Genomic DNA, 26930 nt, shown 5'->3' with positions numbered 1-26930 from the left:
GAGGCTTGCATGACCCGCACCCTGTTCTTTTGCACCGCCATCATGGCATGTCTGGCCACCGTGGCCGCCGCGATGATCCGCTATGAACTGGCGTTCCCCGGCGTATCTGCATTGTTCATGGGCGCGAACGACGTGCCAGACGGTCGGAAATTCAACCTCGTCGCCAGCTTTCATGGTCTGTTTTCCTACCTCACCGTGATGTTGCTGGGCACCACCATGGCCGCCGCCGCCCGCGACAAAGGCGCCTTTTTCGCAGGGCCAATGGTGGCGATCGGCCTTGTGTTCGTCACCCTCCCCGCGCTCGTTTTCGCCGCCGCCTTCCTGCCCGCCTTTCCCGACGCATCCGGCACGGCCCTCAGCGTGACACTGTACCAATCGCCCGCGCCTGTGTCCCTTCTTGACCAGCTGTTGGGTTACGCGCCCGCTACATCATGGCTCACCATCCAGATGCACCAGTTGTTCCTGCTGCCTGCGGCGGGCCTTCTTTTCCTCGGGGCGTTCGCAATGCTGTCAACGCAACCGCGTTTCAAGTGGGTCGGGTTTGTGTGCCTCATCGCCATGGCCGGCACGTTCGGCTTTGTCGCCCCGGGTTTTCTAGACCTCAGATATCCTTTCGCCAGCGCGATGATCATTTTCGCCGCCCTGCCCCTGCTGATCTGCTGCGTGGTGTGCCTTTTCTTTGCACGCCCACCGTGGCTGGTCGTGATGACGATCGGCAACGCCGCGACCATCGCCGCCCTGTCCAGCTTTGCGTTTCGAACCGATCTTGGCGGATTGGCTGACACGATGTTTCAGGCCGCGGTCCTGTATGTCTTCCCCCTTGGCCTTACGTGGTTCGCCCTGCCCGCCGTGATGCTGTTCACCCACCCGACCCGCCTGCCCACATGGTCCATCTGGGCCATGCCTGTCGTGATCGCCGCAAACCTCAGCCTTTGGATTCTTCCGATGATGCAATTGGGCCGCATGGGGATGCCACGGCAGTATTCAGACTATCCAAGCGCCTTTGCAGCCCTGAACCTCACCATGTCGCTGGCCGTCGGCGTTTTCATCGCCCTTTACCTCGCGATCCTCATCACGATCCGCCGCGCACGCGCCTAACCAATCAGCCGCCCGTGGGTTTCCAGCGCAAACCGGTCCGTCATGCCCGAAATGTAATCCGACACAATCCGCGCCAGAGCCACTTCGCCGTGCGCCTGTTCAACGTCACGGCGCCACTGCTTTGGCAAATGTTCGGGCCGTGCCATGAACAACGGGAACAAATCATCGACAACCTGCGTCACATCTGCGCGCATCTTCACCACCGACGGCGCACGATACATCTGCGAAAACAAGAACTTGCGCACAACCTTCAGGTCCGTCCACAGGCTTGGCGAAAACTGCACCATCATGCGCCCCGCGACGCGAATATCACCGCAGCTTTGCGCATCAAGGCCCGCCAGATTCGCGCGGCTCACCGCGATCACATCTTCGACCAAGACCCCAAAGAACCGGCGCAACGCCTCATGACGGCGGCGATATTTATCAAGGTCGGGGTACTTCGCATCCACCTCGCGAAAACAATCGCCAACAATCGGCAGCGCCAGCAAATCATCGGTGCTGAACAATTCCGCGCGCAACCCGTCGTGGATGTCATGGTGGTTGTAGGCAATATCATCGGCCAATGCGGCAACCTGCGCCTCGCCGCTCGCATGGGTAGATAATTCCAGATCGTGGCGCGCGTTGTAGTCTTCTAACGCATAAGGCACGGGCGCACCCACGGGGCCATTGTGCTTGGCGATCCCTTCAAGCGTTTCCCACGTCAGGTTCAACCCGTCCCACTGCGCGTAATGCCGCTCAAGCGATGTCACAATCCGGATCGCCTGCGCATTATGATCAAACCCGCCAAACGGCGCCATCAGTTCGGCCAATGCCTCCTCGCCCGTGTGCCCGAACGGTGTGTGGCCAAGATCATGGGCCAGCGCCACGGCCTCCGTCAATTCGGCGTTCAGCCCCAAAACACCTGAAATCGTGCGCGCCACTTGCGCCACCTCAATCGAATGCGTCAGCCTCGTGCGAAAATAATCTCCCTCATGTTCCACGAACACTTGGGTTTTGTGTTTCAGACGGCGAAACGCGGACGAATGGATAATCCTGTCGCGGTCCCGCTGAAACGGCGATCTGAACTCGCTTTCGTCCTCTGCAAAAAGCCGCCCGCGCGTCTGCACGGGGCTGCACGCATAAACCGCTGCCATATCTGTCCCAATCATACTGTCGCGACTGCCTTGTCGCGTCTGCCCACCCCACCTATATTGAACCTGTCAGACAACCTAAAGGCTCCAATCATGTTGACCCTGCCCCCCAAAGTGACCCCACGCGCATTTGAACGCCTGTCAGAAATCGGCGCGAACGCGGATGGCAAAGCCCTGCGCGTCGGCGTGAAGGGCGGCGGCTGTTCGGGCTTTGAATATGAAATCGATCTGGACGCCCCCAAAGACGACGATCTTGTCCTCGAAGGTGCGGGCGAAAAAGTGATCATCGACACCGTGTCTCTGCCGTTTCTGGCCGACGCGACAATCGATTTCACCGAAGAACTGATCGGCGCGCGGTTCGTCATCGAAAACCCGAACGCAAGCTCATCCTGTGGCTGCGGCGTCAGCTTTTCGATGTAAATTCGGCCCTGTTTCGGCCAAATCAGCGATTTATTGATATCTGTCAACGGCTTGGCGTATTTTTGCACGTCTGGCCATATTTGCGCCCATACCAAACCCATACCGGACCCATACCAGAACCATACGCTTGTTTTTCCCGTCCAACCCCGCCAAAACGGATGTGATACATCCGGGGGCACATCATGAAAATCGCGACATTCAACATCAACGGCGTCAAGGCCCGCATCGGCGCGCTCACCGAATGGTTAGAGGGCTCAAACCCCGACGTCGCCCTGTTGCAAGAAATCAAATCCGTCGACGAAGGGTTCCCGCGCGAACACTTTGAAAACCTCGGCTATACCGTTGAAACCCATGGACAAAAAGGGTTCAACGGCGTCGCGATCCTGTCCAAACTCCCGCTTGAGGATGTCACGCGCGGCCTGCCCGGCGCGACAGGCACAGGCCGCGATGGCGAAGACGACATCGAAGCCCGCTACATCGAAGCCACCGTGATGGGTGAAAAAGCCATTAGAATCTGTGGCTTATACCTGCCCAACGGCAATCCAGCACCGGGGCCGAAGTACGACTACAAACTGCGCTGGATGGACCGCCTCAAGACCCGCGCTAAGGAACTGATGGCACTTGAAGAACCCTTCCTAATGGCCGGAGATTACAACATAATTCCCCAGCCCGAAGACGCCGCGCGCCCCAACGTGTGGACCGACGACGCCCTGTTTCGCCCCGACAGCCGCGCCGCCTTCCGCCGTCTTCTCAACCTCGGCCTGACAGAAGCCTTCCGCGCCTGTCACAGCGGCGCGGGCCACTATTCGTTCTGGGACTACCAAGCAGGCGCATGGGACAAAAACGACGGCATCCGCATCGATCATTTTTTGCTGTCAAATCAATGCGCCGACCTGCTCAAAGACTGCTGGATCGAATCCGAAGTCCGCGGCCGTGAAAAGCCGTCAGACCACGTGCCTGTCTGGGTTGAACTGGACGCGTAACCTATTCGGTGACGTCCAAACCATACAGCCAATCCATACGCTCCAGAAAGGCGTTTGGCGCAACATATCCGATTGTCTTCAATCCCGTATGCGCCACAGTTCGTGCAATCCCTGACAGGTGATATTTGCGTGCGTTGGCATTGGCCGCGGCAATCGCACGTTTCACACGCGGCTGGCGTTCGGCTTGATATTGGACCAACCCGGCATCAAGGTCGTGTTCACAACAGGCCGCCAGAACCCAGGCATCTTCAATCGCCAAATTCGCGCCCTGCGCCAGAAACGGCAACGTCGGATGTGCCGCATCGCCCAAGATACAAAGGCGATCCTTCGCCCAAACCTGCGCAACCGGATGGCGGAACAGCCCCCACAAATGCACCGTATCGACCTGCTGCAAAAGCCCGCTCAGCGGGGCGCCCACATCACGAAAGGCCTGCCGTAGATTTCCAGCATCATCGGTGTGATTCCAGCCCTCGCCCGCCCATTGCTGACGTTCTTGCACGGCGACGATGTTCATGCGCCCACCGGTCAGGGGATAGGTCACGATATGGCGGCGCGGGGCCATCCAGATTCGCGCCACAGGATCGGCGTCCGGCGCATCGACAATCGCGCGCCATGCCACTTGGCCCGTAAAAAAAGGATCCTCAGTACCATTTAGCACCGTGCGGGTTGGGGAATGTATCCCCTCGGCCCCGACGACAAGATCAGCGTCCATATCGGCGGCATCCACCTTAGAACCCAAGTGAATACTGACACCCGCCGCACCACAGGCGTCAGCCAAAATCGCGATCAAATCGGCGCGGTGCAAAAATCTGTAGGGCGGGCCATCCAGCTGGGACAGATCAAACCGCGTCACGCGACGCCCGGTCAGCGCATCCATTGGTTCGACCGCCTGTCCGCGAATGCCTGCACCCTCCAGCGCGGCCCCCAGCCCCAAGGCATCCAGCACCCGTGCACCGTTGGGCGTGATCTGTATCCCCGCCCCGACTTCGGTCAGTGCCGGAGCCTGTTCGTGGACGTCCACATCAAAACTGCGCTGCGCAAAGGCCAACGCGGCCGTCAGCCCACCAATACCGCCCCCCACGATACAAATACGGCGGCCCCTGTCAGGGCCGCCGCTTGTCGAATTCACGCTGTCAGACATCTCAGTCATCGCGGTGGATTTTCTCGCGCCGCTCATGACGTTCCTGTGCTTCAAGGCTCATGGTGGCGATGGGACGGGCGTCCAGACGTTTCAGGGAAATAGGTTCCCCCGTGACGCTGCAATACCCGAATTCGCCCTCATCGATGCGGCGCAGCGCGGCATCAATCTTGGACACCAGTTTGCGTTCGCGGTCCCGCGTGCGCAACTCCAGCGAACGATCCGTTTCTTCGGACGCACGGTCGGCCACATCAGGGATGTTGCGCGTGCCATCTTTCATGGCTTCGATGGTGTCGCGGCTGTCCTCAAGAATGTCAGAGCGCCAAGCGATCAACTTGCGACGAAAATACTCCGTCTGCATGTCATTCATAAAGGGTTCGTCTTCGGCCGGCGTGTAGTCATCCGGCAAGAAAGTTTCGGCTTTCATCTCTGCTCCCCTAGAGGCGGGCGATAAAGAAGTATCAGTAGAATTTGTCAGTGTCTTGGCCCCCGTTGCGCCTCCTTTAAACCGATCTTTCATCGCTGTCACCCCCTGTTCACAGTCAATTTTACAAGGTCGGATCACCCGCCTATCAGGGCTTGAAGGTGGATTTGCGCGTGATAGCGTGGCCCTCGAAATCGACCCAATAAGAAGGCAACGCACCCCATGCGATTTGAAGGCACTGATACTTATGTAGCAACTGATGATCTGACCGTGGCGGTGAACGCCGCCGTAACGCTGGAGCGTCCATTGCTTGTCAAAGGCGAACCCGGAACCGGCAAAACCGAGCTTGCGCGACAAGTCAGCGCAGCGCTGGGGCTGCCGATGATCGAATGGCACATCAAATCGACGACCAAGGCACAACAAGGCCTGTATGAATATGATGCCGTCAGCCGTTTGCGCGACAGCCAGCTGGGCGATGAAAAGGTCAACGATGTCGCCAACTACATCAAACGCGGCAAACTGTGGCAGGCGTTTGAGGCGGAGGGCCGTGTGGTGCTGCTGATCGACGAGATCGACAAAGCCGATATCGAATTCCCCAACGATCTGCTGCAAGAGCTCGATAAGATGGAATTCCACGTCTACGAGACTGGCGAAACCGTGCGTGCCAAGCAGCGCCCGATCATGATCATCACATCCAACAACGAAAAAGAACTGCCAGACGCGTTCCTGCGCCGCTGCTTTTTCCACTACATCCGGTTCCCCGACATCGACACGATGCGAAAAATCGTTGAGGTCCACCACCCCGGCATCAAAGACGCGCTGCTGACCACCGCACTGACGCAATTTTATGAGGTCCGCGAACAACAAGGCCTGAAGAAAAAGCCGAGCACGTCCGAAGTGCTGGATTGGCTGAAACTACTACTCGCCGAAGACCTCACGGCGGAAGACCTCAAACGCGACGGGGCGTCTGCGCTGCCCAAGCTGCATGGCGCATTGCTCAAGAACGAACAGGACGTGCATTTGTTTGAACGATTGGCGTTTATGGCCCGCAGCCAGCGCTGATGGACGATGTGACCCAAGACAAGCGATGGCAACAAATCGAAGGCGCTTTGGCCTGCATCGCGGGTATCGGGTTTTACCTTGCGGTCATCGCGATCTTTCCGTGGTGGGCGGCAATTGTTTTGTTCTTCGCCCCTGACCTGAGCTTTCTGGGTTACCTGTTCGGCCCACGGATCGGCGCGGTATGTTATAACACGGTGCACATCTACGGCTTTGGCGCGGTGCTGGCCTTGGCGGGCTACGTGATGGGCTGGCCTGTGGTGTTTGCTTTGGGTCTTTTGTGGGCCGCCCATTGCGGGTTTGACCGGATGCTTGGCTATGGGTTGAAACGCAGCACTGCATTTACCTCCACTCATATGGGCGAAATTGGTAAAAAATAGGCACCTGTTGCGGGCGCGGATCAGCCCCCACCACATCTAGTAGCCACCTTAACGACACCCACTAACCTATTGAGTCTTTTGGCACACACACCGCCGCGCATTCCATGACGCGTGAAGATTTTCGGTGAAATGACACCTCTATCTCCCCTTTAACTAAAGAGCCCGAGTGCTTGGTCGCGGAATTGCCCAATTTCGCACCAACTCGGGCCTCAGTCCGCTGGCAGGTACAGGGCTGAGTTTATAGGAGAGCAGAGTTGACCAAGGCAAAAATGCCGGTCGCAAAGCATCACACGTCACGGGCGAATAATGCTCGGGCGGGACAGGTGTGGACCGAAGAACTGACCTTTATCAAGGCCAGCGCAGATTGCGTTGACCCGTCTGGCTGTGATCCTTATGCGCCATCTGGCCGCAGATCGCGGGGGACGACATGAACCGCACGTTCCGTCGCCTTCTGGCCTTGTCGATCATGTTCATGACGGCCTGTACCCCTGTGCCCCAATCAAACCTTGGCCCGACCTTGCCGACCCGCACCATGGGTCTGACGACAGGCCTTGCCGATGCCCTGCCCCCAATGCGGTCCTTTGCTGGCAGCCGCGTGACCACACCGACACGGTCCAACCGCGAAATCGGCAAAGATTTCATGGATCTTGCGTTTCGTATGGAAAGCGGGCGCGCCGTTGCCCGCCTGACCCGATTTGAGGCCCCGATTTCTGTACGCGTCACAGGGGACCTTCCCCCCAGCCTGACCCCCGATCTGCGCGCCCTTCTTGGACGTCTGCGCAACGAGGCCGGCATCGATATCTTTATGACGGGTGCTGAATCCGCGTCCATCACCGTTGAGGCGATCCCGCGCAGTGTGCTGAACGCCGCTGTGCCACGTGCCGCGTGTTTCGTGGTGCCCCGCGTGTCGTCATGGGATGAATTCAAGGCCGTGCGCCGCACCCCGACCGTTGATTGGACAACCCTGCAACGCCGCGACCGCGCGGCGGTGTTTGTGCCATCCGACGTCGCCCCACAAGAAATCCGCGATTGTTTGCACGAAGAACTGGCACAGGCACTTGGCCCATTAAACGATCTGTACCGCTTGTCGGACTCCGTGTTCAACGATGACAACATCCATGCAGTATTGACGTCGTTCGATATGCTGATCCTGCGCGCCTACTACGATCCAGCCCTGCGCAATGGCATGTCGCGCGGCGAAGTGGCGGCGCGTCTTGGCCCGGTATTGTCCCGCCTGAACCCAGCCGGGGACACGCGTTCGGCCCGTCCACAAAACGACACGAGCCGCGATTGGATCAACAACATTGAAACGGCCCTGACCGCAGGATCATCCGCGACGCGCCGCCGCTCTGCTGCGTTGCAGGCTGTATCGATGGCCGGTGCTATGAACTGGAATGGCCCGCGCGATGGGTTTGCGCATTACGCGTTTGGCCGCCTGAACGTGGGCTACGACAGCGACATCGCGCTGGCGTCGTTCCGCGAAGCGATCAACATCTATAACCGATCACCTGAAACAAGACTGCACGCCGCGCACGTCTCTGTTCAACTGGCCGCCTTTGCGTTGTCGGCGGGTGACGGACAGGCCGTGCTGAACCTTGTCGAAGGGGCCCTGCCCGTCGCGGCTGCGCATGAAAACGCGGCCCTTCTGGCGACCTTGATGATGTTCAAAGCCGAAGCGCTGGACATGCTGGGCCGCGACGCTCAGGCGCAGTTGGTGCGTATGGACAGTCTGGGCTGGGCACGCTACGGATTTGGCGATGACAGAAACGTACGGGCGCGTTTGCGGGAAATCGCATCGCTCAACCCACTCAAAGGGATCTAACCCATGATTTACCCTCTCGGCGGTTTGTTTTTAGGAGCAGTGCTGGGGGCGTTTCGGGCGAAATCACGCGATGGTAAAATCGCCGACATGGCCCAATGGGCCGCCGTGTTCGCCATGATCTTTGGGATCATCGGCCTGTTCATCGCAGTGATCATCACCCGCAACACGATCTGATGTTTCTTCCGTTCTTCGATCAACTTCGAAGGGGCGGCGTTCCGGTATCATTGCGCGAATTTCTGACATTCCTTGAGGCGATGGACGCAGGCATCGCCACCTATGACATCGACGCATTCTATTTTCTGGCCCGCACCTGCATGGTCAAAGACGAACGCAACATCGACAAGTTCGATCGCGCCTTTGCCACCACCTTTGAGGGGTTAGAAGGCATCAGCGCTGATGACGTCCTAGAGGCCGTCGACATCCCGCAAGAGTGGCTTGAAAAGATGGCCGAAAAGCATCTAAGCGCGGAAGAAAAGGCCGAGATTGACGCGCTTGGCGGGTTCGACAAGCTGATGGAAACCCTGAAAAAGCGGCTTGAGGAACAAAAGGGACGCCACCAGGGCGGGTCCAAATGGGTCGGCACTGCGGGCACCTCGCCGTTTGGGGCCTACGGGTATAACCCCGAAGGTGTGCGCATTGGCCAAAACGAAAGCCGCCACCAGCGCGCCGTCAAAGTCTGGGACAAACGTGAATTCCGCAATTTGGATGACAGCGTTGAACTGGGCACCCGCAACATAAAAATCGCGCTGAAACGCCTGCGTAATTGGGCACGCGACGGGGCCGCAGAAGAACTTGATCTGGATGGAACGATCCGCGCGACGGCTGAAACCGGATATATTGACGTCAAAACCCGACCAGAACGGCGCAATGCCGTGAAGGTATTGCTGTTTTTAGACGTTGGCGGATCGATGGACCCGCATATCAAACTGGTCGAAGAACTGTTCAGCGCCGCAAAATCCGAATTTAAACATTTCGAACATTTCTATTTCCACAACTGCCTGTATGAAGGCGTGTGGCGCGACAACCGCCGCCGCTGGGACGCGCAGACGCCAACATGGGACGTGCTGCGCACCTATGGGCCGGACTACAAATGCATCTTTGTGGGTGACGCATCCATGTCCCCCTATGAGGTCGCCTACCCCGGTGGGGCCAACGAACATTGGAACGCAGAAAGCGGGCAAACCTGGCTGGAACGGGCGCGCGATCAATGGCCAAACCACATCTGGCTGAACCCGCTGGATGAAAGATATTGGAAATTCACGCAATCTGTTCAAATGATCGACGGAATTTTTGGCACCGGACGTATGGTACCCATGACACTCGACGGAATAACGCGAGGAATGAAGCTGCTGACATGATTAGACACCTTTGGCATAGCCATCGCATCGCGCTGATGGCTTTTTCTGTTGCCCTGTGCGCACTTGGATATTTTGGTTTCAAAACAATTTCTTCGACGATCTATTGGATGGACCCGGCCCATCAGGAACAACCCTTGGCGGGCTGGATGACACCGCGTTATGTAGGCCAATCCTACAAGCTCCCCCGCGAGATCGTGCTTGAGGCGTTGATGATGGACCCGTCGGCACCCCCGCGACGCATTTCAGTTGATGCGATTGCGGCGAAAAACAATGTCACGCTAGACACCCTGCAAGACCGCGTCGATGCCGCCGCCGCCATCTGGAGCGCACGTCGCAATGACTGATATTGTCCTAACACTTGTAACCGATTACGGCGTCATGATCGTGTTCTGCGTCACCTTCTTAAGCTGTCTGGCGTTGCCGGTTCCGTCGTCATTGCTGATGATCACGTCGGGCGGGTTTGCGGCGACGGGTGATCTTGTCTTGACCTCCGTCCTCGCTGCGGCGTTTTTGGGCGCGGTTTTGGGGGACAACACGGGCTACTGGATTGCGCGGGCCTTGGGCGACAAGTTGGGCGATTGGCTGGACAAACATCCCAAACGGTCAGCGTTAAAGGCAAAAGGCACGGCCTTTATGGAAAAACGCGGCGGATCATCTGTGTTTTTCTCGTGCTGGCTTGTGGCGCCGCTTGGCCCCTACATCAATTACATCAGTGGGATCACCAAATTCACCTGGCTGCGTTTTGCGATGTGGGGCGTGTTGGGCGAAATTGTCTGGGTCGGGCTTTATGTTGGTCTTGGTCATACCTTCGCGGACAATATTTCAGGCTTGGCCAGCGTTATGGGTAATGCCAGCGGGTTCATCACGGCCCTTGTCGCGGTTATCGCCTTGGGGTGGTGGTTGATGCGTGCGGCAAAGAAGTCCGCCGCGCAGACCGCCTAAACCTTGCCCGCACGCCCCTAACGCCCCATATCTAGGGTATGTTAAAATTCCTCCCTATTCTGCTGGCGATTGGGTACGGCGTCGTCATGTTCCGTTTGTCTGCATGGCGGCTCGCGCGTGAACTCGACAGTAAATCAACCGAACTGGCGGACCCTAAACTGCGCGCCCTAACGGCCGAGATGGCAAAGGTCGTCGATCTGCCCCGCATCAAAGTTCATATCTACGAAATCGAGCCTGTGAACGGGCTGGCCGCACCGGATGGCCGCATCTTCATCACCCGTGGTTTTTTCAACAAATACAAAGAGGGCGACGTCACCGCAGAAGAATTGGCCTCCGTGATTGCCCATGAACTTGGCCATGTCGCGCTAGGCCATTCGCGCCGCCGGATGATTGATTTTTCCGGCCAGAACGCGTTACGCACTGCCCTTGCGATGGTGTTGTCGCGGTTCATTCCCGGCATTGGCCCCCTTATCGCGAATGCCGCGATGAGCATGTTGATGGCGCGCCTGTCACGGTCCGACGAATACGAGGCAGACGCATACGCCAGCGCGTTGATGATCAAGGCGGGGATCGGAACCGACCCGCAAAAGACCTTGTTCACGAAACTGGAACACCTGACGGGTGCACGTGGTGCCAAACAACCTGCGTGGTTGCTAAGCCACCCCAAAACCCCCGAACGGATCGCCGCGATTGAAGCCAATGAAGTAAAGTGGAACGCCTAAGCCAGCAGTTTTCCAAGGCGTGGAAGACGGGCTTTGCGCATCAGTTTGCGCATCTCCCACGGCTCCCCCGACAGGCGCCGGGCCTCGTTCAACACGGCCTCCCCAACGGATTGCACAGCATCCGGGTGCCGCTGGGCCAGATCGATCAGAAATCCATCCGGATCAACACGTTGCAGGCCTTCATCGGCCAGCTCATTGCGGGGGAAATCCTTGGCGTTGACTGTCATGATCGCATCCGCAGAACAGCCCACGGCGGCGGCCAGAACGTGGATATCGTTGGGGTCAGGCAACCATAGACGCGCCTCGACCCCTTGCGGGATTTGAACCTCGGCGCGTGGAAACCTTGCCTGGATAGCTGCGATTTCGCCGCGTGCAATCGTTTCGCCTTCTGGCCCAATTTTGCGGGCAGCCCGCGCCCATTCTTCCAAGATACGCGGCGACCAGCGCGGATCGAACAGGCCATGCGCTGCGACGCCCAGCACGACTTCGCGCATCACCGTCGGATACAGAACACAGGCGTCGATCAGAACCCTCACAGGCGGAACACGAGCGCCTTGAGGTATCCGCTTTCAGCGAGTTGTGGCAGAAGTGGATGATCCGGCCCAGCTTGACCCGTATAAACCAACTGGCTGCGCCGTCCGCCACGGCCAATCCCGCGCGCTGACGCATCGCGGAACCGCTTTAGATCAGCGGCGTGCGAACACGAACACAGCACCAGATAGCCGCCGTCTTTGACCAACGGGGCCGCAAGGCGTGCAACACGTTCATAGGCGCGCAGGCCCTTTTCTGCGGTCGGTTTAGACGGCGCAAACGCGGGCGGATCACACACGACCACATCAAATGTTTCCCCTGCCTCGCCCAAGGATTCGAGCACATCGAACGCGTCCCCCTTGCGGGTTTCGAATTTGTCCGCGACGCCTGTCGCCTCAGCGCCCGCACGGGCAAGTTCTAACGCGGCTTCGGATCCGTCAACCGCCAAGGATGACGAAGCACCAGCGGCCAGCGCGGCCAAAGAAAACCCGCCGACGTGGCTGAACACATCCAGCATCCGGCCACCTTTTGCCAAACCAGCGGCAAACGCATGGTTAGGCCGCTGATCAAGGAACAATCCTGTTTTCTGCCCGCCCATCACATCAGCCATGTAGGTGGCATTATTCATTTTCACAGGCACTGGACCTTTCGGCGCTTCGCCGTGCACGACGATCATTTCCTCGTCCAACCCTTCAAGGCTGCGCGCGCGTCCTGTGCCGTTCTTGATGACTGTGCTGACGCCTGTCACATCAATCAGGGCCGCAACCAACATGTCCAACATAGCCTCAGCGTAGGCAGCATTGGGTTGGATCACGGCCACATCGCCAAAGCGGTCAATGATCACACCAGGCAATCCGTCTGCTTCTGCGTGGATCAAACGGTAGAACGGCTCAGAATAGATCGCGTCACGGTGCTGCAAGGCACGGGCGATCTTGGTCCTGAACCACGCCTCATCGATCACGGCATCGGGATCGAAATCCAGCATACGCACGGCGATCTTGGACGCAGGGTTGATGGTGCCAAGCCCAAGCGGGCGGCGCTCTGCATCTTCGAGCACCACAAGGCTGCCAGCGGTGGCGCCTTTGGTGCGCCGGTCTAATACCAATTCATTGGAAAAGACCCACGGAAACCCGTGGCGAATGACTTGCGGTTTTGCTTTGGGAAGCAGGCGAACAACGGAATAAGGGGACTGTGTCATAACAGCCCCCTTAAACGGTTCATCCTAGGTTGGAAAGGCGATCAGGTGCCTGCAGCAACAATCGTTTCCAGACCGCTGGTTCCAGTCAGTTCGCGAAAGAACAGCTGCGTCAGGTGCGAAGTAATACGAACCTTTTGTGTCTGCCCTTCGTTGTCAGCGGCCAAAGCGGCATATCCACCAAGCGCTGCGAAATCACCATTGATGCGGCGGCGCTCCTCAAGAACCTCACCCGTCAGCGCATTGCGCACTGTCAGGTCAAACTTGATCGAATGAACGCCACCCACGGAATAACGTGTGCGTTCTGTCAGCGAATGAAAGCGCGCCAGTTCAACATCAACCGTCACAGGAACAGACCCGGTCAGGCCCTCGCCTGCTGATTGGATCGCTGTCTGGAAAATGGATGAAATCTGCTGTGCACGATTGCCCAGCGGATCACCGCGCCAAACGATATCGGCGATCGGGTAATAAGAATTGGCCTCTGACACGGTCATGTCGGCAGGCACGGCAAAGCGCACGGAATGCAATTGATAATCACGCACGACTTGTGGTGCGGCTTGCACACCGATGCGCGGGGTTTCCAAAGGCGCGTTTCGCGACACCACGTCGGCGGCGGAACAGGCTGTCAGGGCGGCTGCGATTGCGCCGAATGCAACGATCTTAAGTAGTTTCATTATATCCTCCGGGGCTTTGCCCAGTTATCTGCCCCCCCACGAGGCACGTTTGATATGGCCTACAACTTGGGGCAGAAATGTGGTTAACAAGAGGTTATTGCGGGGAAGTTGCGTGTTAAGATTTTGCCGAACATCGCGACACTTCACCCGTTGTTAGCGCTAACCCTTTCTGGTAGGTACGCGTGACCCCGACACAAATAGGTGCATCATGGCCCTCAATCCGACCATCCAACGCGTAACCGACCGCATCATCGCAAGGTCCGAAGGTCCGCGCAGCCAATACCTTGAACGGATGGCCCGCGCCGCCGCAGAAGGCCCGCGCCGCGCCCACCTGACCTGCGGCAATCAGGCCCACGCCTATGCCCCGATGGGCGACGACAAGGCCGCATTGGTTGCGGAAAAGTCGGCCAATATCGGGATCATTACGGCCTACAACGATATGCTGTCAGCCCACCAACCGTTTGAAACATACCCCGACAAGATCCGCGCCGCGGCCCGCACGTTTGGCGGCACAGCCCAAGTGGCAGGCGGTGTCCCCGCGATGTGTGACGGTGTCACCCAAGGCCAAACCGGGATGGAACTGTCGCTGTTTTCGCGTGACGTGATCGCATTGGCCGCTGGTGTCGGCCTGTCCCACAACGTGTTTGACGCCGCCCTGTATCTCGGTGTGTGCGACAAGATCGTTCCGGGCTTAATTATGGCCGCCGCGACGTTTGGCTATATTCCCGGCCTGTTCGTGCCCGCAGGGCCCATGGTGTCTGGTCTGCCCAATGATGAAAAGGCCAAGGTCCGTCAGGAATTTGCCAAGGGCAACATCACCCGCGCCGAACTGATGAAGGCCGAAATGGCATCCTATCACGGTCCGGGCACATGCACATTTTACGGCACGGCCAACACCAACCAGATGCTGATGGAATTTATGGGCCTGCACCTGCCGGGCGCGTCTTTCGTCAACCCGCACACCGATCTGCGCGAAGAACTGACCATTCAGGCCACCAAACGCGCTCTGGAAATCACCGCCCTTGGCAACGATTACACACCGGTTTCCGACATCTTGGACGAAAAGGCGTTTGTGAACGGTCTTGTAGGTTTGATGGCGACAGGCGGGTCCACGAACCTCGTGCTGCACTTGCCCGCCATGGCGCGCGCAGCTGGTGTGATCCTTGATCTTGAGGATTTCAGCGATATTTCCGCTGTCACCCCGCTGATGGCTAAGGTCTATCCAAACGGTCTGGCTGATGTGAACCACTTCCACGCAGCGGGTGGTCTGCAATTCATGATCAACAACCTGCTGGATTCGGGGCTGATGCACGAAGACGTCAAAACTGTCGCCGGTGGCGGCATGGATAAATATGCCCAAGAACCGGTGATGACCGACGCGGGCTTTGCCTATCGCGATGGTCCGAAAACCACCCACAATGACCGTATCCTGCGCCCCGCATCTGATCCGTTTGCGCCCCAAGGCGGGCTGGTCCAGCTGAACGGCAACCTCGGGCGCGGCGTGATCAAAGTGTCGGCAGTCGCCCCCGAGCGTCACATCATCGAAGCACCTGTGCGCATTTTCCACGAACAACACGACTGCAAAGCGGCCTTTCAGGCGGGTGAGCTGACGCAAGACACGATTATCGTCGTCCGCTTCCAAGGCCCCAAATCCAACGGCATGCCTGAACTGCATTCCCTGACGCCAACCTTGGCCGTATTGCAAGATCGTGGTCTAAAAGTCGCGCTTGTCACGGATGGGCGCATGTCCGGCGCATCCGGTAAAGTGCCTGCCGCCATCCACGTCGCACCAGAGGCCGCAGATGGCGGCCCGATCAGCCTGCTGCGCGACGGCGACATCGTGCGCCTTGATGCCAAGAACGGCACCCTGGAATGTCTGACCGATTTGACGGACCGCACCCCTGCAATCGCTGACCTTACCGGCAATGGCACAGGCGTCGGGCGCGAATTATTCGAAATGTTCCGCCGAACGGTAGGCCCATCTACAGAAGGTGCGGGCGTAGTGCTCTAACCTTCATCTAGGCCAAAAAACTCCCGCCGGAGGCTCCCAAACGTGCCGCCGCCACACCATCCAAGGAAATGACTATGACACCCGAACATGCTTCTGAACTCGCCGCCAAGGTCTGCGCCCTCGCCCCTGTTGTCCCCGTTTTGGTGGTGGATGATGCAGATGTGGCTGGCGCGCTGGCAACAGCTTTGGTCGCAGGTGGTTTGCCCGCGCTCGAGGTCACGTTGCGCACGCCAGCGGCGCTGGATGTGATCCGCGAAATGGCAAAAATCGAAGGCGGAGTTGTTGGCGCAGGCACGTTGCTGACATCTAAAGACGTGGAAAACGCCAAAGCAGCGGGTGCAACATTCGGTGTATCACCAGGCGCAACGGATCGTTTGCTCGATGCATGCGAAGCCAACGATCTACCGCTGTTGCCCGGTGCGGCGACGTCCACTGAATCCATGGCGCTGCTTGAACGCGGCTACACGGTACAAAAATTCTTTCCAGCCGAGGCCAACGGCGGCGCATCTGCACTGAAGGGCATCGGCGGACCCTTGATGGCCGTAAAATGGTGCCCGACTGGCGGCGTGAGCCTTGCCAACGCGCCAACTTACCTCAGCCTGTCCAACACGCTGTGTGTGGGTGGATCATGGGTCGCACCGAAAAACCTTGTCGATGCACAGGACTGGGCCGGTATCACCGCACTTGCAGCGCAAGCGGCGGCATTGCCACGCTAAACCCCACAACACTGCGTCTTGTGATTCAATTATTCTGGAACCCGGGCGCGGCGGCCACCGCGCCGCTTCGGGGCATCTGGCACGGCCAATCCATCGCGCAAAGTCACGCTCATTGGGTGGTCTGCGGGTTGGTCAGTGTGGCGCGCCAGAAGTGCCGCAATGCCGATGGCCGCAACGCCTTGATAGCTCAACGCCCAATCCAGAAAGATCGAGCGACACTCAGGCGCTGCGATGCCTTCGATCTTGTAGGCCTCCTCGATCAACCCTTTGGGGTCCAGATCGTCACCCTTCGCCATGGCTCTCTCCTACCAATTGCGTGATGACAGCGTTTGCGGCACTGCACACCTTGTTCATTTCTGCGGCCAGCGCATCCAAGCCCTCAACGCCGGTTTCGCGCGCCATAAAACGCCGCCCACCTTCGCCCAAGACCGCATCACCGATACCCGCCCCGACCAGCAATTGTGCCGCTGCCTGCACGGACCAACACAGATCAGCCGCCACCATAAGCGCCTCGCCGTCCGCGACGCCTATTGCCCCACCAGCGACCCCGGCGGCAATTTGATCCGCGGTTGTGCGCCCGGTGTGGCCTGCCCGCAGCGCCATCGTCTGCCCGGCCAGTTCAATATCCTGTAGGCGACCCGCCCCGATTTTGGCATCCCACAGACCGTCCGGCTGTTTGGCCTGGCCAATCCGGCGGCGCATGTCGGACACGTCTGCGAGCACAGAAGCCCCCGTTGATTTGGCGTCCAGAACCCGTGCGCGGATCGTTTCAACGTCCCGCGCGAGGCTGTCGTCCCCCGCCACGACTTTGGCGCGCGTGAGGGCCAGATGTTCCCACGTCCATGCGTCCGCCATCTGGTAGCCTTCGAAACCGGAAAATGCTGTCGCCACCGGGCCCTTGCCACCAGACGGGCGCAGCCGCATGTCGACTTCGTACAACCGTCCTTCGGCCATGGGCGCGGTCACTGCTGTCACAAGGGCCTGCGTCAGGCGGGCGTAATAGGCGCGGGTTTGCAACGGGCGCGGGCCCGTGGATGCGTCTTGGTCCTGACCATCATAGATCACGATCAAATCCAGATCGGACGCCGCATGAAGCCGCCCTGCCCCAAGGCTGCCCATCGCCACGACAACTGCGCCGCGCCCCGGCGGCGGGCCATGTTTGCTGCTAAAGTGATCTGTAACGACAGGAAACAACGCCGCCAAAACGGCCTGCGGAAGGTCGCCATATTGCCGCCCTGCTTGCTGGGCATCAACAAGGCCGCGCAGGTGATGCACACCGATGCGAAAATGCCATTCCTTCATCCAGCGCCGCGCCGCATCAAGGCGCGTTTCATAATCTGACGCCCGTGCCAAAACGCCCGCCAGATCAGCGCGCAAGGCATCAGCACCCGGCCAATCCGCAAAGAAATCCCCGCCGATCACCGCGTCGAACACCGCCGAATTTCGCCCTAAATACTGCGCCAACGCCGGCGCGGTTGCGGCGATATCGACGATCAGTTGCGTCAATGGCGGGTTGGCTTCGAACAAGGAAAACACCTGCACCCCCGCCGGAAGCCCCGACAAGAACCCGTCAAACGCCAGCAGCGCCTCTTCGGGTTTGGCGGCGTCCTGCATCGCCTCAAGAAGGCGCGGTTTAAGGCGGTTAAAAATCTCAACCGCGCGGTCTGACCGCAGGGCCGGATAGGTCAACCAACGCGCAGTCACATCGTCGCCAAAACCCGCAGACACGTTAGACGATGCCCCGGCCCCGTCAGGTGCAAAAAAGCCCTCTGTCAGCGCATGAACGTCTTCGAGGCGTGCGTGCAAATCAGCGCGCAAGGTTGCATCTTCGATCCCCATTAACGCGGCCAGTCGCGCTATTCCTTCGTCCGAGGTGGGCAAATCGTGGGTTTGGGCGTCGTTGATCATCTGCAAGCGGTGCTCAACCTCGCGGTGATGGCGGTAATGATCCGTCAGAACGGCAGCATCCGTCGCGGGGACCCAGCCCGCTGCAGCAAGGGCGGCCAGCCCATCGACCGTACCACTGCACCGAAGGGCCGGATCGCGCCCACCGGCAATCAGCTGGCGGGTTTGCGTGAAAAATTCGATCTCGCGGATGCCACCACGCCCCAGTTTCATGTTGTGCCCGGGCAGGGAAATCTTGCCACCCAGGCCTTTGTGTTCGCGAATGCGAAGCCGCATGTCGTGGGCGTCCTGAATGGCCACAAAATCCAGATGCTTGCGCCACACAAACGGGGTGAGCGTCTTTAAAAATCGCTCCCCGGCGGCAATATCACCCGCCGATGCACGCGCCTTGATGTAGGCCGCACGTTCCCATGTGCGCCCGACACTTTCGTAATATCGCTCTGCCGCTTCCATGGACAGGCAGACAGGCGTCACGCTGGGATCGGGCCGCAGCCGCAGGTCCGTGCGAAACACATATCCATCCGCCGTCAAATCGCTCAGCAATGCGGCCATTTTCCGCGTGACCCGCACAAAGGACGACCGCGCGTCGTGGAAATCATCCGCGTCAAAACGGGTTTCGTCGAACAGGCAGATCAAGTCGATGTCGCTTGAATAGTTCAGTTCGAGCGCGCCGCCCTTTCCCATGGCGATGCTGACCATTCCGGCGGCGGTTTCTGCATCGTCCACCGTTTGCCCCGGTACTTTGCCGCGGGAAATCTCGGCGCCGACAAGACGTTTCAGCGCAACATCCACCGCCACATCCGCGAGCCGCGACAGGGCCATTGTCACATCCTCTAGCGCCCAGACGCCGCCGACGTCCGCGATCCCCGTCAGCAACGCGATGCGGCGTTTTGCCTGACGCAGCCCCGCTGCAAGATCGGGTAAATCCAAACGTGTCAGGCCTGATAGTTCGGCCTCAATCGCATCTTCGGGCGTGTCCAGAACACTGCGCAGCCATGCCCCGTCGCGCGCCAAAAGGCCGTTAAGATAGGGGCTGCACCCGGCCGCGCCCGCAATCACATTACGGACATCGGTGCTAAAATCACCGAAACGGTCTGCCGCTTCTGCCCCGCGTGCGGGATCAAAGGGAATAGGTGTTCTTGTCAGGCGGCTGGCAAATGTCATGATCCGACTTTGGGCCGTGCCTTGGGGCTGGTCAATGCAGCAATCCCTTGGCACCATCACGCCATGAGCAAGAGTTTAAAACGAGTCGTGCGCGCCCTGTCTGATGCGGGCCTGTCGATCACCCCGTTAGAGATGCCCGATCTGACACGCACAGCCGCGCAAGCCGCTGAGGCCGCAGGTTGCGCGTTGGATCAAATCGCCAAATCCATCATTTTTCACGGTGAAACATCAGGCACAGCGCTGTTGTTCATCACGGCGGGCGGCAATCAGGTTGATCCCACCAAGGCGAGCGACGTGGCCGGTGAACCCTTAGGCAAAGCCGACGCCGCGCTGATCCGCGCCCAAACCGGTTTCGCCATTGGCGGTGTGTCCCCCATCGGGCATCTTAACCCGATCCGCGCCTTCTGGGATCCGCGCCTGTCGGATTTTGACGAAGTCTTTGCTGCCGCTGGCACGCCGCGCCATATCTTCCCGATTGCGCCTGATGTCCTTCAAAATCTATCCGGTGCCGCCACTGCGACGTTCACCGCATGATCCGCCTTCTTGCAGTCCTCGGGTTTCTTGCGGGGCCTGCCTTTGCACAGGGTGCAGTTCTGCCGGACAGTGCCGCAATCCTTGCCATGCCAAATGTCGATCTATCCGATCCACCGCCCCAAACAGTGCGCGATGCGATTTTGGCGTCACAGGACATTAATTTCCTGTCAAATCCGCCGTCCTCGTCCACGATGGCGCAGCAAATCGTCAGAACCTATCTTAATCGCGCGGGTGATCCTGTGCCCGCGCAAGTTAACGATTTGCGCTTTGTCGCGCCGTTCGCGCTTGATCTGTCCCACACCGACATCATCACGATTTACAGCCAAAGCGTTGATTTAGGCGCGGGATGTTATGGTTTTGGCAGTGCCCTGTTTCATCGCATGGGCATTGACCTGAATGACGCGACGCTGAAACATGCCGCGACCATGGCCGCCCTGATCAACACACCTGAGGGGTTCTGGCAAAACCCTGAAGACGTCATCCCCAGATATGACCGCGTCGCGATGACCGGAGAGAACGCAGGACTTTGGGATAAAGACACCGCAAGTCTGCTGATTGCCGATGGTCCGGCGATGATTTTAGCCAATTCCACCTGCCCGCCCGACAGCTGATCACTCAATTTTCACAGTTTTTTCTATGCAATTTCAATGCGGTATAAAGTAAATGTAAAATACATTCACATTATATCTTGCGCAGCCCGCACTAACGCCCCATCTTGGTAATGTGAAAAGCATTCACATACACATAAACCAAATGGAGCACCCAGATGACCACCTCGTCCACCAACATTGACTACAACGCGCCGTATGCCCGTCCCGTTCATAACGGAAACTGGTTTCAACGCTCTGAGGCATGGCTTGACGAGCGCGGCAAAGGCGCATGGATCGCCGCCATGGTTCTCGGCTTTGTGTTCGTCTGGCCCGTTGGCCTTGCCCTTTTGGGCTACATGATTTGGAGCAAACGCATGTTTTCAGGAAACTGCGCATCAAAGCGCACCCGCCATTCCCACCGCCGCCACGCAATGCGCACGGCTATGTCATCTTCCGGCAACGCAGCCTTTGACGCCTATAAGGCCGACACACTGCGCCGCCTTGAAGAAGAACAGGGCAACTTCGAAGAGTTCCTGAAGCGTCTGCGCGATGCCAAGGACAAGGCAGAGTTCGACCAGTTCATGGACGATCGTGCCAGCCGCACAAGTGACGATGACGGCGACGATTCTTACGACGAGCCGACAAAAAACTAAGACCCTCAAGGCGTCCCCTAACTGGGGGCGCCTCAAGACATATAAACCGCGATAGGGACACAAAAGATGACCAACGACGACACTTCAAATAACCACCACCACCCCGCCCCCATGCCTGTTGCTGTGCAGGTGTTGTCGACACTCCTTTTTGCGGCTTTTGCGATCCCTGTGACCATCGTCGCGCTGAATGTTTTTTGGCCCGCTGGTGTGGTGATTGCCATTATCCTTGCATGGCGCGGCGGGTTTGCCCCCACGGGCCGCCCATCCCCCGCGCCGCGCGACATGGATGAGGCGCTGAAATCCCTCGTGCCGACGACCGCCCAACGCACCAGTGGCAACGCGAGCTTTGATGCCTATCGCCACGACATGATGGAACGTCTTGAGGTTGAACAGCAAAATTTCGAAGGCTTCCTGGCGCGTTTGCGCGCTGCCAAAGACCAGACCGAATTTGACACGTTTCTAGATGATCGCGCCGCTGATGCGGACCGCCCGTCCGACGCATAAACTCCGTTTGCCTTAGCCAAAGGATACCGCAATGTCCGCGACATACAGCCACCCGAACCCTGACACGCACTATGACTTTTACGAAGGCGTGCCCCCCAAACGCCTGATCGCATGGCTGATCGATATCTCCATAACCGCCGTGATCGCCCTGCCCTTGATGTTGCCTTTCTTGGCGACGGCCTTTCTGGTGGTGCCGCTTTTGGCGATCCCGATCATCTGGGCATTGGTCGGTTTCTTTTATCGCTGGAACACATTGGCCAACCGATCGGCGACGTGGGGCATGCGTCTTATGGCGATTGAGCTGCGCGACGCGCAAGGGGCCCGCCTGTCCGGTGGCATGGCGTTTATGCACACCCTGGGCACGACGCTCAGCTTTGCGTTTCCGCTGGTCCAGGCGATTTCTATTCTGTTCATGATGACCAGTGACCGCGGACAAGGCATAACTGACCTGGTGTTGAACACAGCCATGTTGAACAGAAGCATCTGATAATGTTTGATCCCACCGACATGCCGGTATTGGTGTGCGATTGGGGCTGGTCATCATGTTGATCGGCGCCCTTACAGCCGGACGGGGCCGTAGTTAACCTACTATTATTGCGGGGTTGTGGCGTCTTACCTCCTCTTGTTAAGCTGGGGGGAAGTCATCAACGCGAGTTTTCATGCGTCACACCCTGCCCATCGCTCCGCAGTTCTATGTGACTGCGCCACAGCCGTGCCCTTATCTTGAGGGCAGGATGGAAAGAAAGCTGTTCACGGCCCTGCAAGGCGATGGGGCCGAAAAGCTGAACAACGCATTGTCCAAACAGGGCTTTCGTCGATCCCAAAACGTGTTGTACCGCCCGTCATGTGCCGATTGCTCTGCGTGTTTAAGCGCGCGTATCCGTGTCGCCGATTTCGCCCCCTCCAAAAGCCAGAAACGGGTGATCAAGAAGAACGCGAACCTTGTACGCTCCGCGTCGTCCCCTTGGGCCACCGAAAGCCAATACGCCCTGTTTCGCGACTACCTTGATAGCCGCCACGCGACGGGTGGCATGGCGGATATGGATCTGTTCGAATTTGCCGCGATGGTCGAAGAAACACCGATCCGCACCCGCCTGATTGAATACCGTGACAAAGAACAGCCCGCGATTGCCGATCCTTATGACGGGTTGCGCGCGGTGTGTTTGACCGATGTCCTCGATGACGGGCTGTCGATGGTCTATTCGTTCTTTGCGCCCGAGTTGATGAAAAACTCGCTCGGGACGTACCTGATCCTCGATCATGTCCAAATCGCGCGCGAACTGGACCTTCCCTATGTCTATCTGGGGTACTGGGTGCCGGGGTCCGAAAAGATGGGCTATAAGGCCAACTTCAAAGGTGTTGAAATTTTCCGCGATGGCGCTTGGGAGGCCTTATCCCATCCTGATGACTACACGTCGGAAATTAACCCCCTGACAGTCTCCCCCATCGCCGAACAGGTTTCCCGGATCAAACTGCCCGAGAGCTAACCGCGCGCGCCAAACAAAACATCAAGCAAAAAGGGCGCCCCGCTTTGGGGCGCCCTTTTTTCAATGTCTTAACAATGCCGATCAGTTCAGCAGGTTCGGCACGATTGTCACGATCACGGGGAACATCGCAAGAATGCCGATGCCAACCACCTGGATCAACACGAACGGGATAACACCGCGATAGATGTGCCCTGTCGTGACTTCCTTGGGCGCCACACCGCGCAAGTAGAACAACGCGAAGCCGAATGGTGGTGTCAGGAACGACGTTTGCAGGTTTACCGCGATCATGATGGTCACCCATTTGGGGTCGAACGTGCCGCCGTAAATAACCGGCCCCACAATCGGGATCACGATGTAGATGATTTCAAGGAAATCGAGAACAAAGCCCAGCACGAACAGCACCAGCATCACGATCAGGAACACGGTCCATTCTTCGTCAAAGCTGCGCAGGAATTGCTGGATGTAATGTTCACCACCGAACGAGATCACGACGAGGTTCAACAACTGCGATCCGATCAGGATCGTGAACACCATCGACGTCACCTTAGCCGTTTCGCGCACGACCGGCGTCAGCACGCCGCCCAGCCACAACACCGAACAGGCGTAAAACAGGCCGAACATCGAAAACAGGAACATCGACAGTGCAAAGGCATAGGCAAGGTAGTCTTCGAAGGCGACGTTTTCCTGCCCGATCCGCATGTCAAAGTTCACGCCCACAATCAGCATCAAGCCGACGGCGGCCGTGGCAAGCAAAATGATCTTGCCCGATTTTTCCTGATCCGCGAGCTTACGATAGGCCGCAAGCATGATCGCGCCACCCGCACCAAGCGCCGCCGCAGGGGTCGGATTGGTGATACCACCCAGGATCGACCCCAGAACCGCGACGATCAGAACCAGCGGCGGAAAGACCACACGCAGCAGATCGTTTTTGGCCAACCGGGCAAAGGCATCGCGCATGGTCCATGCCACCAGCAACAGCGGCAGAATAATAACAAGCGTTGTCACGCCGGGGCTGGTCAGTGGCCCGATCAATGCGATGTCTGCCAGCAACATCAACCCGATGCCGACCCCACCGATGATCAACGGCATCGGAGTTGCAGAGGGTGCAACACCGCGTGCTGTCGTCAGGATCAGTGCCAGCAGAAGTGCCAGAATACCGATGCCCGTGCCAATCATGGGCGCTGCATCGACCTTTTCCATCACCAGTTCTGCGCGTTCTTCGTCAGACAATGCGCGGGCTGCGGTGACGCCACCCGCCTCATCGATCGCGGCCTGTTCCGCAAGGGCCGTTGCCCATGCTTCTTCGCCGTGCAGTTCCTGCATCGCGATGGCACATTCATCGGATACGTTGGTGCGCAGGCTCGATGTTTGGCCCGCGTCGGTAAAGCTGTCCACGATCACAGACTGGCTGCCCACAACGCCGAGGTTCATCAGGAACACCAACAGGATGATCAAACCACCCGGCACAGCCAAGAACCATGTCAGGCCTTCGTTGCGCGTGATTGGTTCTGAATTTGCAGCGCCCATTTCGACCGCAGGGGCCTTGGATGGGTTGAGCAAGGCAAATCCAAAAGCATAGGCCGCATATAGAAACGCCAACATGATACCGGGCAACAATGCCGCCTGAAACAAGGTGCCAACGGACACAACCGCGGGTTCACCCAAGTAGGTCAAAGCGTCCGAACATCCGACAAGTTGCGCACGTTCTTCTTGCGCGGCGGAATACAGATCTCCGGCCAGAGTACCGAGCAGAACGATCACGATTGAGGGAGGGATAATCTGCCCAAGCGTGCCTGACGCGGCGATAACACCCGTCGCCAGTTCTTTGGAATATCCAGCGCGCAACATTGTTGGCAGGGACAAAAGGCCCATGGTGACAACAGTTGCGCCCACGATCCCCGTCGACGCCGCCAAGAATGCGCCAACAACAACAACCGACACGGCCAGACCGCCCGGAAGGCCGCCAAACACGCGTGACATCGTTGTCAGTAAATCGTCCGCGATTTTGGATCGTTCCAGCGTGATGCCCATCAAGACAAACATCGCAACCGCCAGCAGCGTTTCGATAGACTGACCCGCCAATACACGTTCGTTCATGCGGTTCACAACAAAGGACAGGTTGCGATCAATCGCCGTTTCCCACCCACCGACAAACACGCTTTCGCCGATGCGCGGTAAGTCTGGGAAGCGGAAGATCGATATCGCATCAACCCTAACCCCTTCCGCAATCAATGCCGCATATTCAGCCGAGGATTTGTCAATCGCTTGGTGGATCAGGTAACCGCCCGAATCCAGCGCTGCGATGATCGTAAAGGAAATGATCGCCGATCCACCGATGGCAAACGCCACCGGAAAGCCCGACAAGATACCTGCGAACAAGCACAGGAATACAATGATGAGGCCAACCTCAACGCCGTCTAAACCGAAAAACATCAGTGTGTCCCCTCGTATGCTTCTTCGCCTTCACCGAGGCTGTCCTTGTCGAGGTTCTTGCCCACGCTGTCTTCGCCCTCAACCAATTCGAGGTAGGAGCGATAGAAGAACGCGACCGCCTGCAACAGCACCAATGCGGTGAACAAAACCAACAGGATTTTGAATAGGAAATAGGCGTTGAACCCGTTTGGGCTGAACCCGATGGTTTCAACATTCCAACGCAAGGCACGTGCCTTTGTGATCAACCGATCAAGGCTGTCGGATGCAGATGGTTTGGGAACGACCAGATGGCGCCACAAGAAGTACCAGCCATACATCCAAGTCAGGATCGCCGCTGGCACCATGAAGATGATCGATCCAACCATATCAATGATGCGTTTCGTGCGGTGGCCAACGGCCGAATAGACAAGATCAACACGCACGTGGCCGCCTTGTACGAACGTATAGGTAACGCACATACACACGATCATTGCGTTATATAATTTAAGGGATTCCGCCCACCAGCTGACATCATGGGTGACGACAATACCGAACCCCAGCGACAGTTCGGACACGGCAAACACACGCTGCATAAAGATGATCACAATTTGCAGCATGACCATCGCAAGACCAGCCCAAGCGAACGTGCGGCCCACCTTGTTGGCGATGCCTTCAAACACAATCACGCAGCCCCACATAAACGGGCGGTGCAAAAAGGCGATGATCGTCACAATCAAAAACAGGGTGAACACCGCAAAGAACAGCTCAACCGATCCGCCGTAATAAATCACGCGCATCAGGGATTCTTTGTCTTCGGTTGTGTTCGCCCAGCTAAGCCAATCAAGCCAGATGTTGGGATGGGACAGCGCAAAGATGATGTTGTAAAAGGCCTCAATGATATTGGACAAAACCCAGACAAGGCTGTTCCAAAGACCACCAAGGAAACTTTCGGCGGGTGCGATGGGATCGGCTCCTTCGGGCGCATTGCCCTGTAGCCGCTCAAACCAGCGCGTAAATCCGTTTTCGTAACTGGACCAGAAACCAACTGCGTCTGCCGCGTCTTCTTCCATGGTGCCTC

The 26930-nt window shown here is 58.1% G+C and carries 29 protein-coding genes; 19 read left to right on the top strand and 10 right to left on the bottom strand.

Annotated elements, in window-relative coordinates; all coding sequences use genetic code 11:
* Positions 1–9 precede the first annotated feature (9 nt).
* Positions 10–1098 (top strand): hypothetical protein, encoded by a 1089-nt coding sequence (locus tag L0664_RS14515; RefSeq protein ID WP_235226603.1) that lies wholly within the window; start codon positions 10–12, stop codon positions 1096–1098.
* Here L0664_RS14515 and L0664_RS14510 read toward each other — a convergent pair.
* Complete coding sequence (locus L0664_RS14510) at positions 1095–2231, bottom strand: deoxyguanosinetriphosphate triphosphohydrolase (RefSeq protein ID WP_235226635.1); 1137 nt, start codon at positions 2229–2231, stop codon at positions 1095–1097. The genes L0664_RS14515 and L0664_RS14510 overlap by 4 nt on opposite strands.
* Before the next feature lie 90 nt (positions 2232–2321).
* On the opposite strand from L0664_RS14510, the gene L0664_RS14505 reads away from it, so the two are divergent.
* A complete protein-coding gene (locus L0664_RS14505) occupies positions 2322–2648 on the top strand; it encodes a HesB/IscA family protein (RefSeq protein WP_235226602.1) in 327 nt (108 codons plus the stop codon).
* A gap of 182 nt (positions 2649–2830) precedes the next feature.
* Positions 2831–3631: an exodeoxyribonuclease III gene (xth, locus tag L0664_RS14500; RefSeq protein WP_235226601.1), complete on the top strand. Its 801-nt coding sequence runs from the start codon at positions 2831–2833 to the stop codon at positions 3629–3631.
* Between the two features lies 1 nt (position 3632).
* On the opposite strand, the gene L0664_RS14495 is transcribed toward xth, so the two are convergent.
* Positions 3633–4772 carry an FAD-dependent monooxygenase gene (locus L0664_RS14495; protein ID WP_235226634.1) on the bottom strand — a complete coding sequence of 380 codons (1140 nt, stop codon included), beginning with the start codon at positions 4770–4772 and terminating at the stop codon, positions 3633–3635.
* A 1-nt stretch (position 4773) separates the two neighbouring features.
* Positions 4774–5196, bottom strand: a complete 423-nt coding sequence (dksA, locus tag L0664_RS14490; RefSeq protein ID WP_235226600.1) for an RNA polymerase-binding protein DksA — start codon at positions 5194–5196, stop codon at positions 4774–4776.
* A 219-nt stretch (positions 5197–5415) separates the two neighbouring features.
* Between dksA and L0664_RS14485 the strand changes: the two genes are divergently transcribed.
* The 8 genes from L0664_RS14485 (at position 5416) to L0664_RS14450 (ending at position 11476) form a co-directional block, all read left to right on the top strand.
* Positions 5416–6255 (top strand): AAA family ATPase, encoded by an 840-nt coding sequence (locus L0664_RS14485; protein ID WP_235226599.1) that lies wholly within the window; start codon positions 5416–5418, stop codon positions 6253–6255.
* Positions 6255–6632 (top strand): DUF4260 domain-containing protein, encoded by a 378-nt coding sequence (locus tag L0664_RS14480; RefSeq protein WP_235226598.1) that lies wholly within the window; start codon positions 6255–6257, stop codon positions 6630–6632. Before L0664_RS14485 ends, L0664_RS14480 begins: the two co-directional genes overlap by 1 nt.
* Before the next feature lie 427 nt (positions 6633–7059).
* Positions 7060–8454 carry a DUF2927 domain-containing protein gene (locus L0664_RS14475; protein WP_235226597.1) on the top strand — a complete coding sequence of 465 codons (1395 nt, stop codon included), beginning with the start codon at positions 7060–7062 and terminating at the stop codon, positions 8452–8454.
* A 3-nt stretch (positions 8455–8457) separates the two neighbouring features.
* Complete coding sequence (locus L0664_RS14470) at positions 8458–8628, top strand: hypothetical protein (protein ID WP_235226596.1); 171 nt, start codon at positions 8458–8460, stop codon at positions 8626–8628.
* Positions 8628–9812, top strand: coding sequence for a vWA domain-containing protein (locus tag L0664_RS14465; RefSeq protein WP_235226595.1), 1185 nt, complete (start codon positions 8628–8630; stop codon positions 9810–9812). Before L0664_RS14470 ends, L0664_RS14465 begins: the two co-directional genes overlap by 1 nt.
* A gap of 35 nt (positions 9813–9847) precedes the next feature.
* Positions 9848–10156, top strand: a complete 309-nt coding sequence (locus L0664_RS14460) for a hypothetical protein (protein ID WP_235226594.1) — start codon at positions 9848–9850, stop codon at positions 10154–10156.
* A complete protein-coding gene (locus tag L0664_RS14455) occupies positions 10149–10754 on the top strand; it encodes a DedA family protein (protein ID WP_235226593.1) in 606 nt (201 codons plus the stop codon). The genes L0664_RS14460 and L0664_RS14455 overlap by 8 nt, the downstream gene beginning before the upstream one ends.
* A 38-nt stretch (positions 10755–10792) precedes the next feature.
* On the top strand, positions 10793–11476 hold the full coding sequence (locus L0664_RS14450) for a M48 family metallopeptidase (protein ID WP_235226592.1): 684 nt from the start codon (positions 10793–10795) through the stop codon (positions 11474–11476).
* Here the strand turns inward: L0664_RS14450 and L0664_RS14445 are convergent.
* From L0664_RS14445 to L0664_RS14435, 3 genes are read right to left on the bottom strand one after another with little or no spacing between them, the layout of a single operon-like run.
* Positions 11473–12012 carry an RSP_2648 family PIN domain-containing protein gene (locus L0664_RS14445; protein WP_235226591.1) on the bottom strand — a complete coding sequence of 180 codons (540 nt, stop codon included), beginning with the start codon at positions 12010–12012 and terminating at the stop codon, positions 11473–11475. The two genes, L0664_RS14450 and L0664_RS14445, sit on opposite strands and share 4 nt — an antisense overlap.
* On the bottom strand, positions 12009–13205 hold the full coding sequence (locus tag L0664_RS14440) for an RSP_2647 family RNA methyltransferase (RefSeq protein WP_235226590.1): 1197 nt from the start codon (positions 13203–13205) through the stop codon (positions 12009–12011). Before L0664_RS14440 ends, L0664_RS14445 begins: the two co-directional genes overlap by 4 nt.
* 41 nt (positions 13206–13246) lie before the next feature.
* Positions 13247–13876, bottom strand: a complete 630-nt coding sequence (locus L0664_RS14435; RefSeq protein WP_235226589.1) for a DUF6778 family protein — start codon at positions 13874–13876, stop codon at positions 13247–13249.
* 208 nt (positions 13877–14084) lie between these two features.
* On the opposite strand from L0664_RS14435, the gene edd reads away from it, so the two are divergent.
* Together edd and eda are read left to right on the top strand one after the other, a co-directional pair.
* On the top strand, positions 14085–15887 hold the full coding sequence (edd, locus tag L0664_RS14430; protein ID WP_235226588.1) for a phosphogluconate dehydratase: 1803 nt from the start codon (positions 14085–14087) through the stop codon (positions 15885–15887).
* Positions 15888–15961: 74 nt separating this feature from the next.
* On the top strand, positions 15962–16603 hold the full coding sequence (gene eda, locus L0664_RS14425; protein ID WP_235226587.1) for a bifunctional 4-hydroxy-2-oxoglutarate aldolase/2-dehydro-3-deoxy-phosphogluconate aldolase: 642 nt from the start codon (positions 15962–15964) through the stop codon (positions 16601–16603).
* Positions 16604–16632: 29 nt separating this feature from the next.
* Here the strand turns inward: eda and L0664_RS14420 are convergent, their stop codons facing one another.
* Together L0664_RS14420 and L0664_RS14415 are read right to left on the bottom strand one after the other, a co-directional pair.
* Positions 16633–16899, bottom strand: a complete 267-nt coding sequence (locus L0664_RS14420; protein WP_235226586.1) for a hypothetical protein — start codon at positions 16897–16899, stop codon at positions 16633–16635.
* Positions 16886–19672: a [protein-PII] uridylyltransferase family protein gene (locus L0664_RS14415; RefSeq protein ID WP_235226585.1), complete on the bottom strand. Its 2787-nt coding sequence runs from the start codon at positions 19670–19672 to the stop codon at positions 16886–16888. The genes L0664_RS14420 and L0664_RS14415 overlap by 14 nt, the downstream gene beginning before the upstream one ends.
* Before the next feature lie 63 nt (positions 19673–19735).
* On the opposite strand from L0664_RS14415, the gene L0664_RS14410 reads away from it, so the two are divergent.
* The 6 genes from L0664_RS14410 (at position 19736) to L0664_RS14385 (ending at position 23440) form a co-directional block, all read left to right on the top strand.
* Positions 19736–20206, top strand: coding sequence for a YbaK/EbsC family protein (locus L0664_RS14410; protein WP_235226584.1), 471 nt, complete (start codon positions 19736–19738; stop codon positions 20204–20206).
* Positions 20203–20817 carry a transglycosylase domain-containing protein gene (locus tag L0664_RS14405; RefSeq protein ID WP_235226583.1) on the top strand — a complete coding sequence of 205 codons (615 nt, stop codon included), beginning with the start codon at positions 20203–20205 and terminating at the stop codon, positions 20815–20817. The genes L0664_RS14410 and L0664_RS14405 overlap by 4 nt, the downstream gene beginning before the upstream one ends.
* A 155-nt stretch (positions 20818–20972) precedes the next feature.
* Positions 20973–21449, top strand: coding sequence for a DUF2852 domain-containing protein (locus tag L0664_RS14400; RefSeq protein ID WP_235226582.1), 477 nt, complete (start codon positions 20973–20975; stop codon positions 21447–21449).
* 66 nt (positions 21450–21515) lie between these two features.
* Entirely contained in the window at positions 21516–21953 is a 438-nt protein-coding gene (locus tag L0664_RS14395) for a DUF2852 domain-containing protein (RefSeq protein WP_235226581.1), read from the top strand.
* Positions 21954–21984: 31 nt separating this feature from the next.
* Positions 21985–22440, top strand: a complete 456-nt coding sequence (locus L0664_RS14390) for an RDD family protein (RefSeq protein WP_235226580.1) — start codon at positions 21985–21987, stop codon at positions 22438–22440.
* 172 nt (positions 22441–22612) lie between these two features.
* Positions 22613–23440: an arginyltransferase gene (locus L0664_RS14385; protein ID WP_235226579.1), complete on the top strand. Its 828-nt coding sequence runs from the start codon at positions 22613–22615 to the stop codon at positions 23438–23440.
* Positions 23441–23521: 81 nt separating this feature from the next.
* On the opposite strand, the gene L0664_RS14380 is transcribed toward L0664_RS14385, so the two are convergent.
* On the bottom strand, positions 23522–25873 hold the full coding sequence (locus L0664_RS14380) for a TRAP transporter large permease (protein WP_235226578.1): 2352 nt from the start codon (positions 25871–25873) through the stop codon (positions 23522–23524).
* The gene (locus L0664_RS14375) at positions 25873–26922 is read right to left on the bottom strand and encodes a TRAP transporter small permease subunit (protein WP_235226577.1); all 1050 of its coding nucleotides are present in this window, start codon (positions 26920–26922) and stop codon (positions 25873–25875) included. The genes L0664_RS14380 and L0664_RS14375 overlap by 1 nt, the downstream gene beginning before the upstream one ends.
* Between the last annotated feature and the right edge of the window lie 8 nt (positions 26923–26930).

The sequence above is a fragment of the Octadecabacter dasysiphoniae genome (assembly GCF_021532615.1).
GTDB classification, from domain to species: Bacteria; Pseudomonadota; Alphaproteobacteria; order Rhodobacterales; family Rhodobacteraceae; genus Octadecabacter; species Octadecabacter dasysiphoniae.
Note: the sequence above shows the minus strand (reverse complement) of the source record. Positions and strands in the feature narration are given on the sequence as shown.